This window comes from Streptomyces sp. SCSIO 75703 (assembly GCF_036607905.1).
Lineage (GTDB): Bacteria > Actinomycetota > Actinomycetes > Streptomycetales > Streptomycetaceae > Streptomyces.
In genome coordinates this window covers 3,518,620-3,534,567 of sequence record NZ_CP144555.1, presented here as the reverse complement: position 1 = coordinate 3,534,567, position 15,948 = coordinate 3,518,620, and the positions used below count along the sequence as shown (strand labels likewise).

14 protein-coding genes are annotated in these 15,948 nt (G+C 69.0%); 7 read left to right on the top strand and 7 right to left on the bottom strand.

The features are described from left to right. The first annotated feature begins 203 nt into the window (after positions 1-203). Positions 204-773: a GNAT family N-acetyltransferase gene (locus VM636_RS15430; protein WP_338484849.1), complete on the top strand. Its 570-nt coding sequence runs from the start codon at positions 204-206 to the stop codon at positions 771-773. A gap of 320 nt (positions 774-1,093) precedes the next feature. Here VM636_RS15430 and dnaB read toward each other — a convergent pair whose 3' ends face one another. Continuing rightward, a complete protein-coding gene (dnaB, locus tag VM636_RS15425; protein ID WP_338484847.1) occupies positions 1,094-2,575 on the bottom strand; it encodes a replicative DNA helicase in 1,482 nt (493 codons plus the stop codon). Positions 2,576-3,032: 457 nt separating this feature from the next. On the opposite strand from dnaB, the gene VM636_RS15420 reads away from it, so the two are divergent. After that, complete coding sequence (locus VM636_RS15420) at positions 3,033-4,370, top strand: MATE family efflux transporter (protein WP_030420072.1); 1,338 nt, start codon at positions 3,033-3,035, stop codon at positions 4,368-4,370. 152 nt (positions 4,371-4,522) lie between these two features. Here VM636_RS15420 and rplI read toward each other — a convergent pair whose 3' ends face one another. From rplI to rpsF, 4 genes are all read right to left on the bottom strand, one after another. Continuing rightward, positions 4,523-4,969, bottom strand: coding sequence for a 50S ribosomal protein L9 (gene rplI, locus VM636_RS15415; RefSeq protein WP_030420071.1), 447 nt, complete (start codon positions 4,967-4,969; stop codon positions 4,523-4,525). 18 nt (positions 4,970-4,987) lie between these two features. Further along, positions 4,988-5,224 carry a 30S ribosomal protein S18 gene (rpsR, locus tag VM636_RS15410; RefSeq protein WP_003949403.1) on the bottom strand — a complete coding sequence of 79 codons (237 nt, stop codon included), beginning with the start codon at positions 5,222-5,224 and terminating at the stop codon, positions 4,988-4,990. Between the two features lie 79 nt (positions 5,225-5,303). After that, positions 5,304-5,888: a single-stranded DNA-binding protein gene (locus VM636_RS15405; RefSeq protein ID WP_338484843.1), complete on the bottom strand. Its 585-nt coding sequence runs from the start codon at positions 5,886-5,888 to the stop codon at positions 5,304-5,306. Positions 5,889-5,964: 76 nt separating this feature from the next. Continuing rightward, positions 5,965-6,255 carry a 30S ribosomal protein S6 gene (gene rpsF / locus VM636_RS15400; protein WP_030420069.1) on the bottom strand — a complete coding sequence of 97 codons (291 nt, stop codon included), beginning with the start codon at positions 6,253-6,255 and terminating at the stop codon, positions 5,965-5,967. A gap of 288 nt (positions 6,256-6,543) precedes the next feature. On the opposite strand from rpsF, the gene VM636_RS15395 reads away from it, so the two are divergent. From VM636_RS15395 to VM636_RS15385, 3 genes are all read left to right on the top strand, one after another. Continuing rightward, positions 6,544-6,873 (top strand): hypothetical protein, encoded by a 330-nt coding sequence (locus VM636_RS15395; RefSeq protein WP_030420068.1) that lies wholly within the window; start codon positions 6,544-6,546, stop codon positions 6,871-6,873. Between the two features lie 135 nt (positions 6,874-7,008). Further along, the gene (gene femX, locus VM636_RS15390) at positions 7,009-8,130 is read left to right on the top strand and encodes a peptidoglycan bridge formation glycyltransferase FemX (RefSeq protein ID WP_030420067.1); all 1,122 of its coding nucleotides are present in this window, start codon (positions 7,009-7,011) and stop codon (positions 8,128-8,130) included. A 126-nt stretch (positions 8,131-8,256) separates the two neighbouring features. Further along, a complete protein-coding gene (locus VM636_RS15385; protein WP_030420066.1) occupies positions 8,257-9,288 on the top strand; it encodes an alanine racemase in 1,032 nt (343 codons plus the stop codon). Between the two features lie 134 nt (positions 9,289-9,422). Here VM636_RS15385 and VM636_RS15380 read toward each other — a convergent pair whose 3' ends face one another. Then, positions 9,423-10,925, bottom strand: a complete 1,503-nt coding sequence (locus tag VM636_RS15380; protein WP_338484840.1) for a glycosyltransferase 87 family protein — start codon at positions 10,923-10,925, stop codon at positions 9,423-9,425. Positions 10,926-11,054: 129 nt separating this feature from the next. Next, positions 11,055-13,721: a transglycosylase domain-containing protein gene (locus VM636_RS15375; protein ID WP_199825451.1), complete on the bottom strand. Its 2,667-nt coding sequence runs from the start codon at positions 13,719-13,721 to the stop codon at positions 11,055-11,057. Between the two features lie 396 nt (positions 13,722-14,117). On the opposite strand from VM636_RS15375, the gene VM636_RS15370 reads away from it, so the two are divergent. Both VM636_RS15370 and VM636_RS15365 read left to right on the top strand, forming a co-directional pair. Continuing rightward, positions 14,118-14,795, top strand: coding sequence for a PadR family transcriptional regulator (locus VM636_RS15370; protein WP_030420063.1), 678 nt, complete (start codon positions 14,118-14,120; stop codon positions 14,793-14,795). Between the two features lie 44 nt (positions 14,796-14,839). Next, positions 14,840-15,922 carry an inositol-3-phosphate synthase gene (locus VM636_RS15365; protein ID WP_030420062.1) on the top strand — a complete coding sequence of 361 codons (1,083 nt, stop codon included), beginning with the start codon at positions 14,840-14,842 and terminating at the stop codon, positions 15,920-15,922. Positions 15,923-15,948: the final 26 nt, after the last annotated feature.

Genomic DNA, 15,948 nt, shown 5'->3' with positions numbered 1-15,948 from the left:
GGCTCCTCGCGGCCGGCCTCAGGCTCGGGGCACGGGACTGTCATTTCCTCGCCGAGCGTGCGTCGGGAAGCAACTCCTGGAATGCCGCGCCTCGTGGCGAAGTGCGACTGCCGGGCGCTGCTCTGAAAAGGCGTGGCCACCGGGCGGTCCTGATGCGAACATCGGTCCGCCGTTTGATCCACATCCGCGTCCCGGAGGTCCGCATGGACGTCTCCTCGCTGTTGCCGTTGACCACGTCTCGGTTGTCGCTGCGTCTGTTCACTCCCGGCGACACCGACGATCTGTACGCCTACCAGAGCCTGCCGAGCGTGGCGCGCTACCTGTACCGGCCGGCGCACACGCGTGAGCGCAGCGAGCAGGTTGCCGCCGAGCGCGCGGCGCAGACGGCTTGGCGCGCCGACGGGGACAAGCTGGCGCTCGCTGTCTGCCGACGCGATGAGCCCGGTGTCCTTGGCGAGGTGAGCCTCGCCCTGGCCGACGCCCGCGCCGCCCAAGCGGAGATCGGCTGGACTCTCGCCCCAGGTCACCAGGGGCACGGCTACGCGACCGAGGCGGCCGCGGCTCTGGCCGGGTTTGCCTTCGACACGCTGGGCGTGCACCGGCTCTACGCGCGGCTGGATGTGGACAACACCGGGTCTGTGCGGGTCTGTGAGCGCCTCGGGATGCGCCGGGAGGCACACCTGGTCGAGAACGACCTCGACGGGGATCGCTGGGGCAGCGAGTACATCTACGCGGCGCTGTCCGCGGATCTTGGCCGCCCATCAGGCGATTGAGCGGCTCGCCCCAGCAGCCCGGACGGCGCCGAGGGCTTGTCCAAGTCCTCCACCACGGCCCCATCACCACGCCGGACACGCGGGCGTACCGGCACAGCCACCGCTGCCTCCAACGGACCACCGACCCCGCGTTGCCCGGGGCGACCCATCGGCCGCCGAACGCGAGGGTGCTGCCCCGGACGGCACGAAGACGACCGCGGAGATCCTGGACACGGAGGGAAGAGCCACTCGCTCAGTCGGCGTGTCTACCGACCCGCGTCCTGTCGGCCACGCGGTGGCCGTCGTCGGTGACAAGTGGCCGCCGGATCTCATCGGTGGCGTCAGGTCTGGGCCATGTCCACGAAACGGGAGTAGTGGCCCTGGAAGGCGACGGTGATCGTGGCCGTCGGGCCGTTGCGGTGCTTGGCGACGATCAGGTCCGCCTCGCCGGCCCGCGGGGACTCCTTCTCGTAGGCATCCTCGCGGTGCAGGAGGATGACCATGTCGGCGTCCTGCTCGATGGAGCCGGACTCACGCAGGTCCGAGACCATCGGCTTCTTGTCGGTGCGCTGTTCGGGGCCGCGGTTGAGCTGGGAGAGCGCGATCACCGGGATCTCCAGCTCCTTGGCGAGGAGCTTGAGGTTACGGGACATGTCCGAGACCTCCTGCTGACGGCTCTCGGCGCGCTTGGACCCACCGGCCTGCATGAGCTGGAGGTAGTCGATGACGACCAGCTTGATGTCGTTGCGTTGCTTGAGGCGCCGGCACTTGGCGCGGATCTCCATCATCGACAGGTTCGGGGAGTCGTCGATGTAGAGCGGCGCGGCGGAGACGTCCGGCATCCGGCGGGCCAGCCGGGTCCAGTCGTCGTCGGTCATCGTGCCGGACCGCATGTGGTGCAGGGCGACCCGCGCCTCGGCGGAGAGGAGGCGCATCGCGATCTCGTTGCGCCCCATCTCCAGGGAGAAGATGACGCTGGGCAGGTTGTTCTTGATCGACGCGGCCCGTGCGAAGTCCAGCGCGAGGGTGGACTTTCCCATGGCGGGGCGAGCGGCGATGACGATCATCTGGCCGGGGTGGAGGCCGTTGGTCAGCGAGTCGAAGTCGGTGAATCCCGTCGGGACTCCGGTCATCTCGCCGCTGCGCGAGCCGATCGCCTCGATCTCGTCGAGCGCGCCCTCCATGATGTCGCCGAGCGGCAGGTAGTCCTCGCTGGTGCGCTGCTCGGTGACGGCGTAGATCTCGGCCTGGGCACGGTTGACGATCTCGTCGACGTCGTCGTCGGCCGCGTATCCCATCTGGGTGATCCGCGTCCCGGCCTCCACCAGGCGGCGCAGGACCGCGCGCTCGTGCACGATCTCCGCGTAGTAGGCGGCGTTCGCGGCGGTCGGCACGGTCTGTACGAGGGTGTGCAGGTAGGAGGCGCCGCCGACCTTGTTGATCTCGCCGCGCTTGGTCAGTTCGGCGGCGATGGTGATGGGGTCGGCCGGCTCGCCCTTCGCGTAGACGTCGAGGATGGCCTGGTAGACCATCTCGTGCGCCGGCTTGTAGAAGTCGTGGCCCTTGAGGATCTCGACGACGTCGGCGATGGCGTCCTTGGACAGCAGCATGCCGCCGAGGACGGACTGCTCGGCCTCCAGGTCCTGCGGCGGCACCCGCTCGAACGACGACGGCCCCGCGTCGCCCCAGGAACCGTTGTCCCGGCCGCGTTCGTGCTGGTCGTCGCGGCTGCGGCCACCGTCGCCGCGGCGCCGGGAGGCGGGCAGACGATCGCTGGGGCCGCTGTCGGCCCACGGATCGTCCAAGGGCTCGGAAATGCTCACCGAGCCACCTCCTCCCGTCCGCCGAGCGGATCTCGCCGAGCCTCATTTCTACGGCACGGCACTGACAAATCGGACGCCCAACTCCGGTTCTGACGCGTCGGTTTTGTGACGGTTCACAAGTCGGCGGACGGGACGGGCGCCGGACCACCGTAGGCCCGCGGGCACCGTCAGCCAATCTGGTTATCCACAGGCCATGTGGATGACGGGCCAGATGCTGTGGAGAACTCCCGGAAACCTGTGCACGAGCCGGTGGACAGCCCTGTGAACAAGCCGCCTCCACCCCTCCACAGGCGTTCCTGACCTGCGGTTTCGCCATCCACGGCCTGTGCAGAAGAAAAACTTTCCCCCACGACTCAAGATCACGTCGAACGGCCCAACCGAACGCGCGCCCCGCGAGAGAAAGTAAGGACTGCCCAGGCTTTGCATCCATTACCTGTGGACGATTAGATTAGTGCGCATGACTCAGGCCCCCGCGCGCTCGCGGACCGTTCGCCGCCGGCACGACCGCGAGATCGTCGCGCTGGCCCTCCCGGCCTTCGGCGCGCTGGTCGCCGAGCCGCTCTTCGTCATGGCCGACAGCGCGATCGTCGGCCATCTCGGCACGGCACAACTCGCCGGTCTCGGCATCGCCTCGGCCCTGCTGACCACCGCCGTCAGCATCTTCGTCTTCCTCGCCTACGCCACCACGGCGGCCGTCGCCCGACGCGTCGGCGCGGGGGACCTGCCCTCCGCCATCCGTCAGGGGATGGACGGCATCTGGCTCGCCCTGCTGCTCGGCGCGGCCGTCATCGCCGTCTTCCTGCCCCTGGCCCCGACGCTCGTGGACCTCTTCGGCGCGTCCGGCACCGCGGCCCCCTACGCCGTGACCTACCTGCGCATCTCCGCCTTCGGCATCCCCGCCATGCTCGTCGTGCTGGCCGCCTCGGGGATCCTGCGGGGACTGCAGGACACCAGGACCCCGCTCTACGTGGCGATCGCCGGGTTCGTCGCCAACGGCCTCCTCAACGTCGGCCTCGTCTACGGGGCCGGGCTCGGGATCGCCGGCTCGGCCTGGGGAACGGTCATCGCCCAGTGCGGTATGGCCGCGGTCTACCTCGGGGTGGTGGTCCGCGGAGCCCGCAAACACGGGGCCTCCCTCCGTCCGGACGCCGCCGGTATCCGGGCCTCCGCCCAGGCAGGGGTACCCCTGCTGGTCCGTACCCTCTCCCTGCGCGCGATCCTCATGATTGCCACGGCCGTAGCGGCCCGGCTCGGCGACGCCGACATCGCGGCTCACCAGATCATCCTGTCGCTGTGGAGCCTGCTCGCCTTCGCCCTCGACGCCATCGCCATCGCCGGCCAAGCGATCATCGGCCGCTATCTGGGCGCCGGTGACGGGCAGGGGGCACGGGAGGCGTGCCGCCGGATGGTGCACTGGGGCATCGCGGTCGGCGTGCTCCTCGGACTGCTGGTCGTGGTGGCCCGCCCGGCCTTCCTGCCCCTGTTCACCAGCGACTCGGCCGTCAGGAACGCGGCCCTGCCCGCACTGGTGATCGTGGCCGCCTCCCAGCCCATCTGCGGAGTCGTCTTCGTCCTGGACGGTGTCCTGATGGGCGCGGGTGACGGCCCGTATCTCGCCTGGGCAATGCTGATCACGCTGGCGGTCTTCACCCCCGCTGCGCTCCTCGTGCCCTCGGCCGGCGGCGGACTGACCGCCTTGTGGGGGGCCATGACACTGATGATGACCATGCGCATGCTGACGCTGTGGCTGCGGACACGCTCGGGCCGCTGGATCGTGACGGGCGCCGCCGCGTAACAGGGCCGCCAAGCCACCACGCCACCCGAGTCGGGGTGTTTCACGTGAAACACCCCGACCGGCGTCGGCGTCTCGCCGCTCATGGACGACGATGGGGCCGCACCCCCGTGAGGGGATGCGGCCCCATGGCATCACGCCGGTGTGAGCGGAGCTCAGGCGGCGACGACCTCGATGCTGACCTTGGCGTCAACCTCGGGGTGCAGACGCACGGACGTCTCGTGAGCGCCCAGGGTCTTGATGGGCGCGCCCAGCTCGATGCGGCGCTTGTCCACGTCGGGACCGCCGGCGGCCTTGATCGCCGAAGCGACGTCGGCCGGGGTGACGGAACCGAAGAGACGGCCGGCGTCGCCGGAGCGGACGGCCAGACGGACCTTGACACCCTCGAGCTGGGCCTTGACCTGGTTGGCCTGCTCGATGGTCTGGATCTCGTGGATCTTGCGAGCACGACGGATCTGCTCGACGTCCTTCTCGCCACCCTTGGTCCAGCGGATAGCGAGCTTCCGCGGCACCAGGTAGTTGCGAGCGTAACCGTCCTTGACGTCGACGACGTCGCCCGCGGCACCGAGGCCGGAGACCTCGTGGGTGAGGATGATCTTCATGAGTCGGTCACCCTTCCCTTATCGCGCGGTGGAGGTGTAGGGCAGCAGCGCCATCTCACGGCTGTTCTTGACGGCCGTGGCGACGTCACGCTGGTGCTGCGTGCAGTTGCCGGTCACGCGGCGGGCACGGATCTTGCCGCGGTCGGAAATGAACTTCCGCAGCATGTTCGTGTCCTTGTAGTCCACGTACGTGACCTTGTCCTTGCAGAATGCGCAGACCTTCTTCTTCGGCTTGCGCACAGGCGGCTTCGCCATGGTGATTCTCCTGTGTGATCAAGAAGTGTGGGTACGGCCCGTCCCTGGGCCCGGCCGAGCCTCGCGGCCCGGTCCGGCCTCAGAAGGGGGGCTCGTCCGAGTAGCCGCCACCGCCGCCGGAGCCACCGCCCCAGCCACCGCCGCCGCCCTGCTGGCCGCCGGCGGGAGCGCCGGTCGCCCACGGGTCGTCGGACGGAGCGCCGCCGCCCTGCTGCTGACCGCCGCCGGGGCCACCGCCCCAGCCGCCGCCACCACCCTGGCCGCCGCCTCCGTAGCCGCCGCCACCCTGGGCGCCGCGGCCCGAGGTCTTGGTGACCTTGGCCGTGGCGTTGCGCAGGCTGGCGCCGACCTCGTCGACGTCCAGCTCGTAGACCGTGCGCTTGACGCCCTCACGGTCCTCGTAGGACCGCTGCTTCAGCCGGCCCTGCACGATGACGCGCATGCCTCGCTGGAGCGACTCGGCGACGTTCTCCGCCGCCTGGCGCCAGACCGAGCAGGTCAGGAAGAGGCTCTCGCCGTCCTTCCACTCGTTGGTCTGGCGGTCGAAGGTGCGGGGCGTGGACGCGACACGGAACTTCGCGACGGCCGCACCGGACGGGGTGAAGCGCAGCTCGGGGTCGTCGACAAGATTGCCGACGACCGTGATGACGGTCTCGCCTGCCATGGGGGAACCTCTCGGCGGGTTTGCTGCTGGCTGCTGGTGCTGCTACTCGATCCCGGGACCGACTGAGCGGAAGGGCTCAGTGGTTCTCGGGACGAAGGACCTTGGTCCGGAGGACCGACTCGTTCAGGTTCATCTGGCGGTCGAGCTCCTTGACGACCGCAGGCTCGGCCTGCAGGTCGATGACCGAGTAGATGCCCTCGGGCTTCTTCTTGATCTCGTACGAGAGACGACGACGGCCCCAGGTGTCGACCTTCTCGACCTTTCCGCCGCCGTCACGGACGACGGAGAGGAAGTTCTCGATCAGCGGGGAGACAGAGCGCTCCTCGAGATCGGGGTCGAGGATGACCATCACCTCGTAGTGACGCATGTGGAACCCACCTCCTTTGGACTCAGCGGCCACGGTCGTTCCGTGGCAGGAGGGTTGCGATGCGTTGTGCACCGATGTCGTCGAGTGAACCAGAGCCCACTGACAATCGGGCCTCTCCCTGGGGAGCGGCCCGGCCCCGGCCGGTACGGCCGACGGCATACACCGGTGCGGACGGTACAGAGTACCCGGACCTCGCCGCACGGTTGAAATCGGCCTGGGCGGGGACGCAATCTGTAACACACCGGAAGTGTGGGGCGAAGTCACACCGCCATCGGCTGGAGGTTCCCCATGGCACAGATCACGCGACCCGCCAAACCCAGGACCGGCTTGCTGGCCACCGACGGCAAGCCCCACCCGCTCCAGGACACGCTCCTGGCCGTGGCCCTGGTGCTCGGAGTGCTCTCCCTCGTCACGGCCGGCTTCCCGGGGCTGCACCTGCTGGCCTCCTGGGCCGGTCTCGCGGGTGTGCTGACCGCCGGATACGGCCAGTTCATCTCGGTGACGACCCGGGAGCGCTTCGGCCTCGTCCTGGCACTCGGCGCCTCCGCGATCGGGCTCTACTTCGGCATGTCCCACGGCGGGCTCTTCGGCTCCTTCGGCGGGTTCAGCGGAGGCTGATCCACGGCCCCGCCCACAGGGCGGGGCCCCTTCCCGCGGTACGCCGAACGGGGCGCTCACAGGGCGCAGTAGGCTTCGCGCGAGAGCCGGAGCCCCTGTACCCAGGGGGACACACCAGCCCGAGGAGCGCCCCGAATGACCCTGACCCTGAGGACCATCAGCCGCGAGCAGCATCTGGCGTACATCCAGAGCCTGCCGGCGGCGAGTCACATGCAGGTCCCGGCATGGGCAGACGTAAAGGCGGAATGGCGTTCGGAGAACCTGGGCTGGTTCGACGACCGGACCGGCGAGATGGTGGGCGCCGGACTCGTCCTCTACCGGCAGCTCCCCAAGATCAAGCGCTACCTCGCGTACCTCCCCGAGGGCCCGGTCATCAACTGGTTCGCCCCGAACCTGCAGGAGTGGCTGGAGCCGATGCTGGCGCACCTCAAGCAGCAGGGCGCCTTCTCGGTGAAGATGGGCCCTCCGGTGGTCATCCGGCGCTGGGACGCCACGTCCATCAAGAAGGGCATCCAGGACCCGGACGTCAAGCGCCTGCGCGACGTCGAGGCCGACCACATCGAGCCGCGCGCCTTCGAGGTGGCCGACAAGCTGCGCCGCATGGGCTGGCAGCAGGGCGAGGACGGGGGCGCCGGCTTCGGCGACGTGCAGCCCCGCTACATCTTCCAGGTGCCGCTGGCCAACCGGTCGCTGGAAGAGGTGCACAAGAACTTCAACCAGCTCTGGCGCCGCAACATCAAGAAGGCCGAGAAGGCCGGCGTCGAGGTGGTCCAGGGCGGCTACCAGGACCTGGAGGAGTGGCAGCGCCTGTACGAGATCACGGCGGTGCGCGACCGTTTCCGGCCCCGTCCGCTCTCGTACTTCCAGCGCATGTGGACGGCGCTCAACGCCGAGGACCCCAACCGGATGCGGCTGTACTTCGCGCGGCACAACGGCGTGAACCTGTCGGCCGCGACGATGCTGGTCGTCGGCGGGCACGTCTGGTACTCCTACGGCGCCTCGGACAACATCGGCCGTGAGGTGCGCCCCTCGAACGCGATGCAGTGGGCGATGCTGCGCGACTCCTACGCGCTCGGCGCCACCGTCTACGACCTGCGCGGCATCTCCGACTCCCTGGACGAGAGCGACCACCTCTTCGGCCTGATCCAGTTCAAGGTCGGCACGGGCGGGCAGGCGGCCGAGTACCTCGGCGAATGGGACTTCCCGCTCAACAAGCTGCTGCACAAGGCGCTCGACATCTACATGTCGCGCCGCTGACCCGCGGGCCCGACTCCAGTAGCGTCGGCGACGGCCCCCGAGTCCCCGGCGGGCCCGAGGCCCCTTCCAGGACGTCCCCGTTCCGACCCCACACCCACAGCCACGAGAAAGGTCCCAGGTCCGGCCATGGCGCTCACGCTCTACGTCGACACCGCGCGCTGGCGGGCGCACCACAAACACGTACAGGAGCAGTTCCCCGGGGTCGTCCCGGTCTGCAAGGGCAACGGCTACGGCTTCGGGCACGAGCGCCTGGCGGAGGAGGCCACGCGGCTGGGCTCCGACGTCCTCGCCGTGGGCACGACGTACGAGGCCGCCCGGATCAAGGACTTCTTCAGCGGCGACCTGCTCGTGCTGACGCCGTACCGACGCGGCGAGGAGCCCGTGCCGCTGCCCGACCGCGTCGTGCGGTCGGTGTCGTCCGTCGACGGCGTCTACGGCCTGGTGGGCGCGCGGGTCGTCATCGAGGTGATGTCCTCGATGAAGCGGCACGGCGTCGCCGAACATGACCTGCCGCAGTTGCACGCCGCCATAGAGAACGTCCGGCTGGAGGGCTTCGCCATCCACCTGCCGCTGGACCGCACCGACGGCTCCGACGCCGTCGAGGAGGTCATCGGCTGGATGGACCGGCTGCGGGCGGCCCGGCTGCCGCTGCACACGATGTTCGTCAGCCACCTCAAGGCGGACGAGCTGGTCCGGCTCCAGCAGCAGTTCCCGCAGACCCACTTCCGTGCCCGGATCGGCACGCGGCTCTGGCTCGGCGACCACGAGGCCACCGAGTACCGCGGGGCGGTGCTGGACGTCACGCGGGTGGCCAAGGGCGAGCGCTTCGGCTACCGGCAGCAGAAGGCGGCCTCCGACGGCTTCCTGGTGGTCGTGGCGGGCGGAACGTCCCACGGGGTCGGCCTGGAGGCGCCGAAGGCGCTGCACGGTGTCATGCCGCGCGCCAAGGGGGTCGCCAGGGCCGGGCTGGCCACGGTCAACCGGAACCTGTCGCCGTTCGTCTGGGGCGGCAAGCAGCGGTGGTTCGCCGAGCCCCCGCACATGCAGGTGTCGATCCTCTTCGTGCCCACGGACGCCCCCGAGCCGCAGGTCGGGGACGAGCTGGTGGCCCATCTGCGGCACACCACCACACAGTTCGACCGTATCGTCGACCGCTGAGGCCGTCGGGGCTTCCGGGCCTCCGCACCGGCCCCGGACTGGCCCCGGACCGGCGTAAGGCCGTACACGAGGTTCGTGTACGGCCTTTCCCCTGCCCGGCCCGCAGGTGGCGCGCGCCGCCGGGCCGCGGGGGCTCAGAGCGAGCCGCCGACCTGCCCTCCGGCGGTGCCCCATCGCACCCGCGTTCCCTCGAAGTGCGCGGTCCGCGTCGCGGGGCGGGCCACGGGGCCGATCGCGAAGACGTCCTCCGCGCCGTCGAGCACGCCGCCCGAGGGGTCGTCGTCGCCGTGGCGGCGGACCGGGTCGCGGTCCGGCCGGAGGATGTCGCGCACCACCGTCACGCACAGGAAGAGCGTGCCGGCCAGGTGCACGGCGATGGCCCAGTGGTAGCCGTCGGTCGGCAGGCCCTTGTGGGAGTCCCCGCTGGTCGTGTACGCGAGGTACATCCAGATGCCGAGGAAGTAGACCACCTCGCACGCCTGCCAGATCAGGAAGTCCCGCCACTTCGGCCGGGCGAGCACCGCCAGCGGCACCAGCCACAGGACGTACTGCGGTGAGTAGACCTTGTTGGTCAGGATGAAGGCGGCGACGATCAGGAAGGCGAGCTGGGCGAACCGCGGACGGCGCGGGGCCGTCAGCGTGAGCACCGCGATCCCGGCGCAGCACAGCACCATCAGGAGCGTCGCCAGTGTGTTGACCGTCTCGGTGCTGGGCGGGTGATCGGAGTTCTGGACCAGGATCAGCCAGAAGGAACCGAAGTCGACGCCGCGCTCCTGGCTGAAGGTGTAGAACTTCGACCAGCCGTCGAAGGCGAAGAACATCACCGGCAGGTTCACCACGAGCCAGGAGGCGGCGGCACCGCCCAGGGCCACCACGAACGCCCGCCACCGGCCCGCGCGCCAGCACAGGACGAGCAGGGGGCCGAGGATCAGGAACGGATAGAGCTTGGCGGCCGTGGCCAGCCCCAGGAGGACCCCGAAGGCCAGCGGCCGGCTCCGGGACCACATGAGGATCGCGGCAGCCGTCAGGGCCACCGCCAGCAGGTCCCAGTTGATCGTCGCGGTGAGCGCGAGCGCGGGCGCGAGGGCGATCAGCAGGCCGTCCCAGGGACGCCGGGCGTGCGTACGGGTCACGCAGACGGCGATGACGACCGCGCAGACCATGAGCATCCCGGCGTTGACCATCCAGTACCACTGTTCCTGGGCCTGGACGGTCCCGCTCCCCGGGGTGAGCCAGGACGCGGCTTCCATGAAGAGGCCGGTCAGCACCGGGTACTCGAGGTACTCCATGTCGCCGGGGAGTCTGTCGAAGTAGGGCACGAGGCCGTCGATGAACCCCCGGCCCTGGTACAGGTGCGGGATGTCCGAGTAGCAGGCGTGCGTGTACTGCGAGCTGGCGCCGAAGAACCACGCCCCGTTGTAGCAGGGGGCCTTCTGGACCAGCCCGAGGGCGAACATGCCGATCGCCACGAGCACGATCACCCGCACCGGTGTCCACCAGCTCGTTCCCGGCAGCGCGCGCCGGCCGAGCGGGCCGCCGATCAGCTCGCTGCCGGCCGCCGCGACCCGGTCCTCCCTGGTCGGCGGGACCGGGTCCGGCTGCTGCGCCTTCACTGGCGTCGCTTCTGCACTGGGCATGGGGTCATCCTGCCGTATACCTCCGGGAACACGCGGGGGCCGCCGCACCCTCCTGGGTGCGGCGGCCCCCGTTTCACGTGGAACCTCCGGGTGTTTCACGTGAAACACCCGTCTGGGACGGATCGTCGGCTAGCCGTTCGGACCGCCGATGAATCCTTGTCCTCTGGTGGGGTTCTCTTCCTCCGTCTCCGTGGGCGTAGGCGGGGAGGGCTGGCCTCCGTTGGCGCCACCGGCGTCGTTGCCGCCGTTGTCGCCGCCCCGGTTGTCTCCCTCTTCACAGTTCCAGGTGAACACCCCACAGGTGCTGCTCGGCGTGGGCGCGGTGGGGCTGGGGGTCGTCTCGGTGGGCGTAGCCGAGGGCGACGGGCTCTCCGCCGCCGTCTCGGACGGGGTGGGGGAGGGGCTCGGCAGCGGGTCGTCGTTGATGATCTCGCCGATCGGTTCCGGCTTCGGGAACCGCTCCGCCTTCTCGCCCTCGAGCGCCTTCTCCATGTAGTCGTGCCAGATCTCGGACGGGAACGAGGCACCGTGGATCTTCTTCTGACCGCCGGTGCCGAACATCTCCAGGAACGTGCGGTTCTTGATGGTCTCGTCGTCCGGGTAACGGAACATGCTGATGGCGGTCGACAGTTGCGGGGTGTAGCCGACGAACCACGCCGACTTGTTGCCGTCCGTCGTACCCGTCTTGCCCGCCACGTCACGGCCCGGCAGCTGTGCGTTGGAGCCGGTTCCCTCGTCGACGACCGTCTTCAGCACGTCCGTGACGTTGTCCGCGACCTTGGCCGTGAAGGCGTCCTTGCTCGTGGACTTGTGCGTGAAGATCGTCTCGCCCTTCTTCACCACCTTGGTGACGGAGAACGGCTCACGCTGCTTGCCGCTGGCCGCGAAGGTCGCGTACGAGCCGGCCATGCGGATCGCGCTGGGGTCCGAGACACCGATGGAGAAGGAGGGGTAGTTCGTGCCCGTCAGACTGCTCTTCAGGAGGCCCGAGTCGATGGCGGCCTCCTTCACCTTGTCGAGGCCGACGTCCATGCCGAGTTGCACGAAGGCGGAGTTCACGGACTCCCGCATGGCCTCACGGAGGTCGATCTTGTAGTCCGGCGCCTCGCCGAGCGACTGGTCACCGTCGTTGACCTGACGCCACTGCTCGTCCTTCTCGTTCTTCCAGATCGTGCCGTCGTAGTTCTTGATCTTGAGGTTGTTCTGGCCGCTGTAGAGGCTCTTCGGGGAGACGACGGTGCGCTCGTCCTGGGCCTGGGTCTCGCCGAGGTCGGGGTCCCGCACCCCCCACTTCATCGCCGCGGCGAGCACATACGGCTTGAAGGTCGAACCGACCTGCGCACCGGTCACGTCGGCGTTGTTGGTGAAGTGCTTGGTCGCGTCCTCGCCGCCGTAGATGGCCACGATGGCGCCCGTCTTCGGGTCCACGGAGGCTCCGCCGAACTGGACGTGGGTGTCGGTGTCGGGACGGTCCTCGGGCCGGATGTTCTCCTTGTAGACCTTCTGGACCGCCTTCTCGAGCTCCTCGACCTTCTTCTTGTCGAAGGTCGTGTAGATCGAGTAGCCACCCGTCTCCAGGTCCTTCTGCGTGACCACGTCGTTCTTGATCAGCGACGCCTTGGCCAGGTCGACGAGGTAGCCGGTCTGCCCGCTGAGTTGGGTGTTCGACCGCGGGTTCTGCACCTTGGGGAGCGTGGTGTACTTGGCCCGCTCCGCCTGGTCCAGGTGACCGTACTCGACCATCTTGTCGAGGGTGTCCTGCATCTGCCGCAGCGCCCGCTTCTGGTTCGCCTCGGCGGTGGCCCCGGGGTCGATGGACGTGGCCCCGGCCGGGTCGTAGTAGGTGGCGCCCTTGAGGACCGCCGCCAGGAGCGCGCACTCACCCGCGTTCAGGTCGACCGCGTCCTTGTTGAAGTACGCCCGTGCCGCCGCCTGGATGCCGTAGGCACCGCGCCCGTAGTACGCCGAGTTGAGGTAGCCCTCCAGGATGTCGTTCTTTTCGACCTTGGCCCCGACCTTGACCGAGACCAGCATCTCCTTGGCCTTGCGGGAGAGCGTCTGCGACTGGTCGTCGAGCATCGCGTTCTTGACGTACTGCTGGGTGATGGTCGAGCCGCCCTGGGTGTCACCACCGCGGGCCATGTTGAACACGGCTCGGGCGATGCCCTTGGGGTCGATGCCGCTGTCGGTGCGGAAACTCCGGTTCTCCTGGGAGATGACCGCGTTCTGCATCTCCTTGGGAATCCGCGACAGTTCGACTTCCTGGCGGTTGCGTTCACCACCGGTGGCGACCATCTGGCTGCCGTCCGCCCAGTAGTACACGTTGTTCTGCGCGGACGCCGTCTTCGCGATGTCGGGAATGCCGACCATGGCGTACGCGAGACCGGTGGCGGCCACCAGTCCACCGAAGAACGCGATGCACAGCCCGGTGACCAGCTTCCAGGAGGGCATCCAGCGCCGCCAGCCGTTCCGGTCGCTCCGCGGATAGTCGATCAGGCGTTTACTGCCGGACGCCGCCGCGGCACGGCCCCGGCCCGATCCGCCGGGCGCGGCTCGCCGGCCACCGCCTCCCGGCTCGGCCGCTCTGCGACGGCCGCCTCCACTTCGTTGCGCCGCGCGCCGGGCCTCGGCGCGGGTGCTGTAGGGGCGCTCTTCATCCGGACCGTACGAGCCGGACGGAGACCTTGTGGCGCCTCGCGGTGCCGCACGGCGACCGGAGGAACCGGACTGACCGCGTCGGGCCGCGGCACGTCCGCCTCCCTGCGGCTGCGGCGGTTTGCGACGGTGCTCGCTCATCGAACGACTACTCCTCGGGCAGGCGCACCCTTGCGCGCCTGGAAACGGCGGCTGGTTTCCGGTCCCCCCGAAGTACGGATGCGGTCCCTTCCGCATTCACCCGTACCGCACCGGGGACGAGGACGTCCCCTGGCGTCACTCGGTTCCCAGTGGTTTGCATGGCGGACAGACTACGCACCGCAAAAACCCCCGGGCTCCGAAGTTCGCCTCAAATCCGGCAACTTGCATGCGATGAAACCCTGATGTGATCCCGTTCACCCCGCTCCCCCTTGTCGCACGGTGGGTCGCGTTCTATCGTCTGGATGTATCGAGTCGATACATCGGCTCGGCATAAGGACCCCGAACGAGCCCGTCACGGCACCCGTCACCACGGGTCGCGGCAGAGAGGAGGCGACCGTGAGCCGGCGCTCCGGCATCCTCGAGTTCGCCGTACTCGGCCTGCTCCGCGAATCCCCGATGCACGGCTATGAGCTGCGCAAACGGCTCAACACGTCCCTGGGGGTGTTCCGGGCGTTCAGCTACGGGACGCTGTACCCCTGCCTCAAGACGCTGGTCGCCAACGGCTGGTTGATAGAGGAGCCGGGGAACATCGGCGAGGCCGCCGCGTCCCTCACCGGGCGCCGCGCCAAGATCGTTTACCGGTTGACGGCCGACGGCAAGGAGCACTTCGAACAGCTTCTCTCGCAGACGGGCCCCGACGCGTACGAGGACGAGACCTTCGCCGCTCGTTTCGCGTTCTTCGGGCAGACGTCGCGGGACGTCCGCATGCGCGTACTCGAAGGCCGCCGCAGTCGGCTGGAGGAGCGACTGGAGAAGATGCGGACCTCGCTGGTCCGCACCCGGGAGCGCCTCGACGACTACACGCTGGAGCTGCAGCGCCACGGAATGGAGTCCGTGGAGCGCGAGGTGCGCTGGCTGAACGAGCTCATCGAGAGCGAGCGGGCGGGACGGGACCTGCGCGGTCCCGGCGCCGAGGGGACCGCTCGTGGGGACACCACATCTGGAACGGCGGGCGACCTGCCCCGGTCCGGGGACACCCCCCGGCCGGATACGCCCGGCGACACCGCCACGTGAGCGCCCAGTCAGGGCCTCACTCGTACACACAGGGAGCAACCGGAATGGGTTCGGTTCGCGTAGCCATCGTCGGTGTGGGCAACTGCGCCGCATCGCTGGTGCAGGGCGTCGAGTACTACAAGGACGCCGACCCGGCCTCCAAGGTCCCGGGCCTGATGCACGTCCAGTTCGGCGAGTACCACGTCCGTGACATCGAGTTCGTCGCCGCCTTCGACGTGGACGCCAAGAAGGTCGGCCTCGACCTCTCGGACGCCATCGGCGCCTCCGAGAACAACACCATCAAGATCTGCGACGTGCCGAACAGCGGTGTGCAGGTCCAGCGCGGCCACACCCTCGACGGTCTCGGCAAGTACTACCAGGAGACCATCGAGGAGTCCGCCGAGGCGCCGGTCGACGTCGTCCAGGTCCTCAAGGACCAGCGTGTCGACGTCCTCGTCTGCTACCTGCCGGTCGGCTCCGAGGACGCGGCGAAGTACTACGCCCAGTGCGCCATCGACGCCAAGGTCGCCTTCGTCAACGCCCTCCCGGTCTTCATCGCCGGCACCAAGGAGTGGGCGGACAAGTTCACCGAGGCCGGCGTCCCGATCGTCGGCGACGACATCAAGTCGCAGGTCGGCGCCACCATCACGCACCGCGTCATGGCGAAGCTGTTCGAGGACCGGGGCGTCATCCTGGACCGCACGATGCAGCTCAACGTCGGCGGCAACATGGACTTCAAGAACATGCTGGAGCGCGACCGGCTGGAGTCCAAGAAGATCTCCAAGACCCAGGCCGTGACCTCGCAGATCCCCGACCGGGAGCTCGGCGAGAAGAACGTCCACATCGGCCCGTCGGACTACGTCGCCTGGCTGGACGACCGCAAGTGGGCCTACGTCCGCCTGGAGGGCCGTGCGTTCGGTGACGTCCCGCTGAACCTGGAGTACAAGCTCGAGGTCTGGGACTCCCCGAACTCCGCCGGTGTCATCATCGACGCCCTGCGCGCCGCGAAGATCGCCAAGGACCGCGGTGTCGGCGGCCCGATCCTGTCCGCGTCGAGCTACTTCATGAAGTCGCCGCCGGTCCAGTACTTCGACGACGAGGCTCGCGAGAACGTCGAGAAGTTCATCAAGGGCGAGACCGAGAGCTGAGAGTCTCCGGCTCCCGTCCTGCGGAG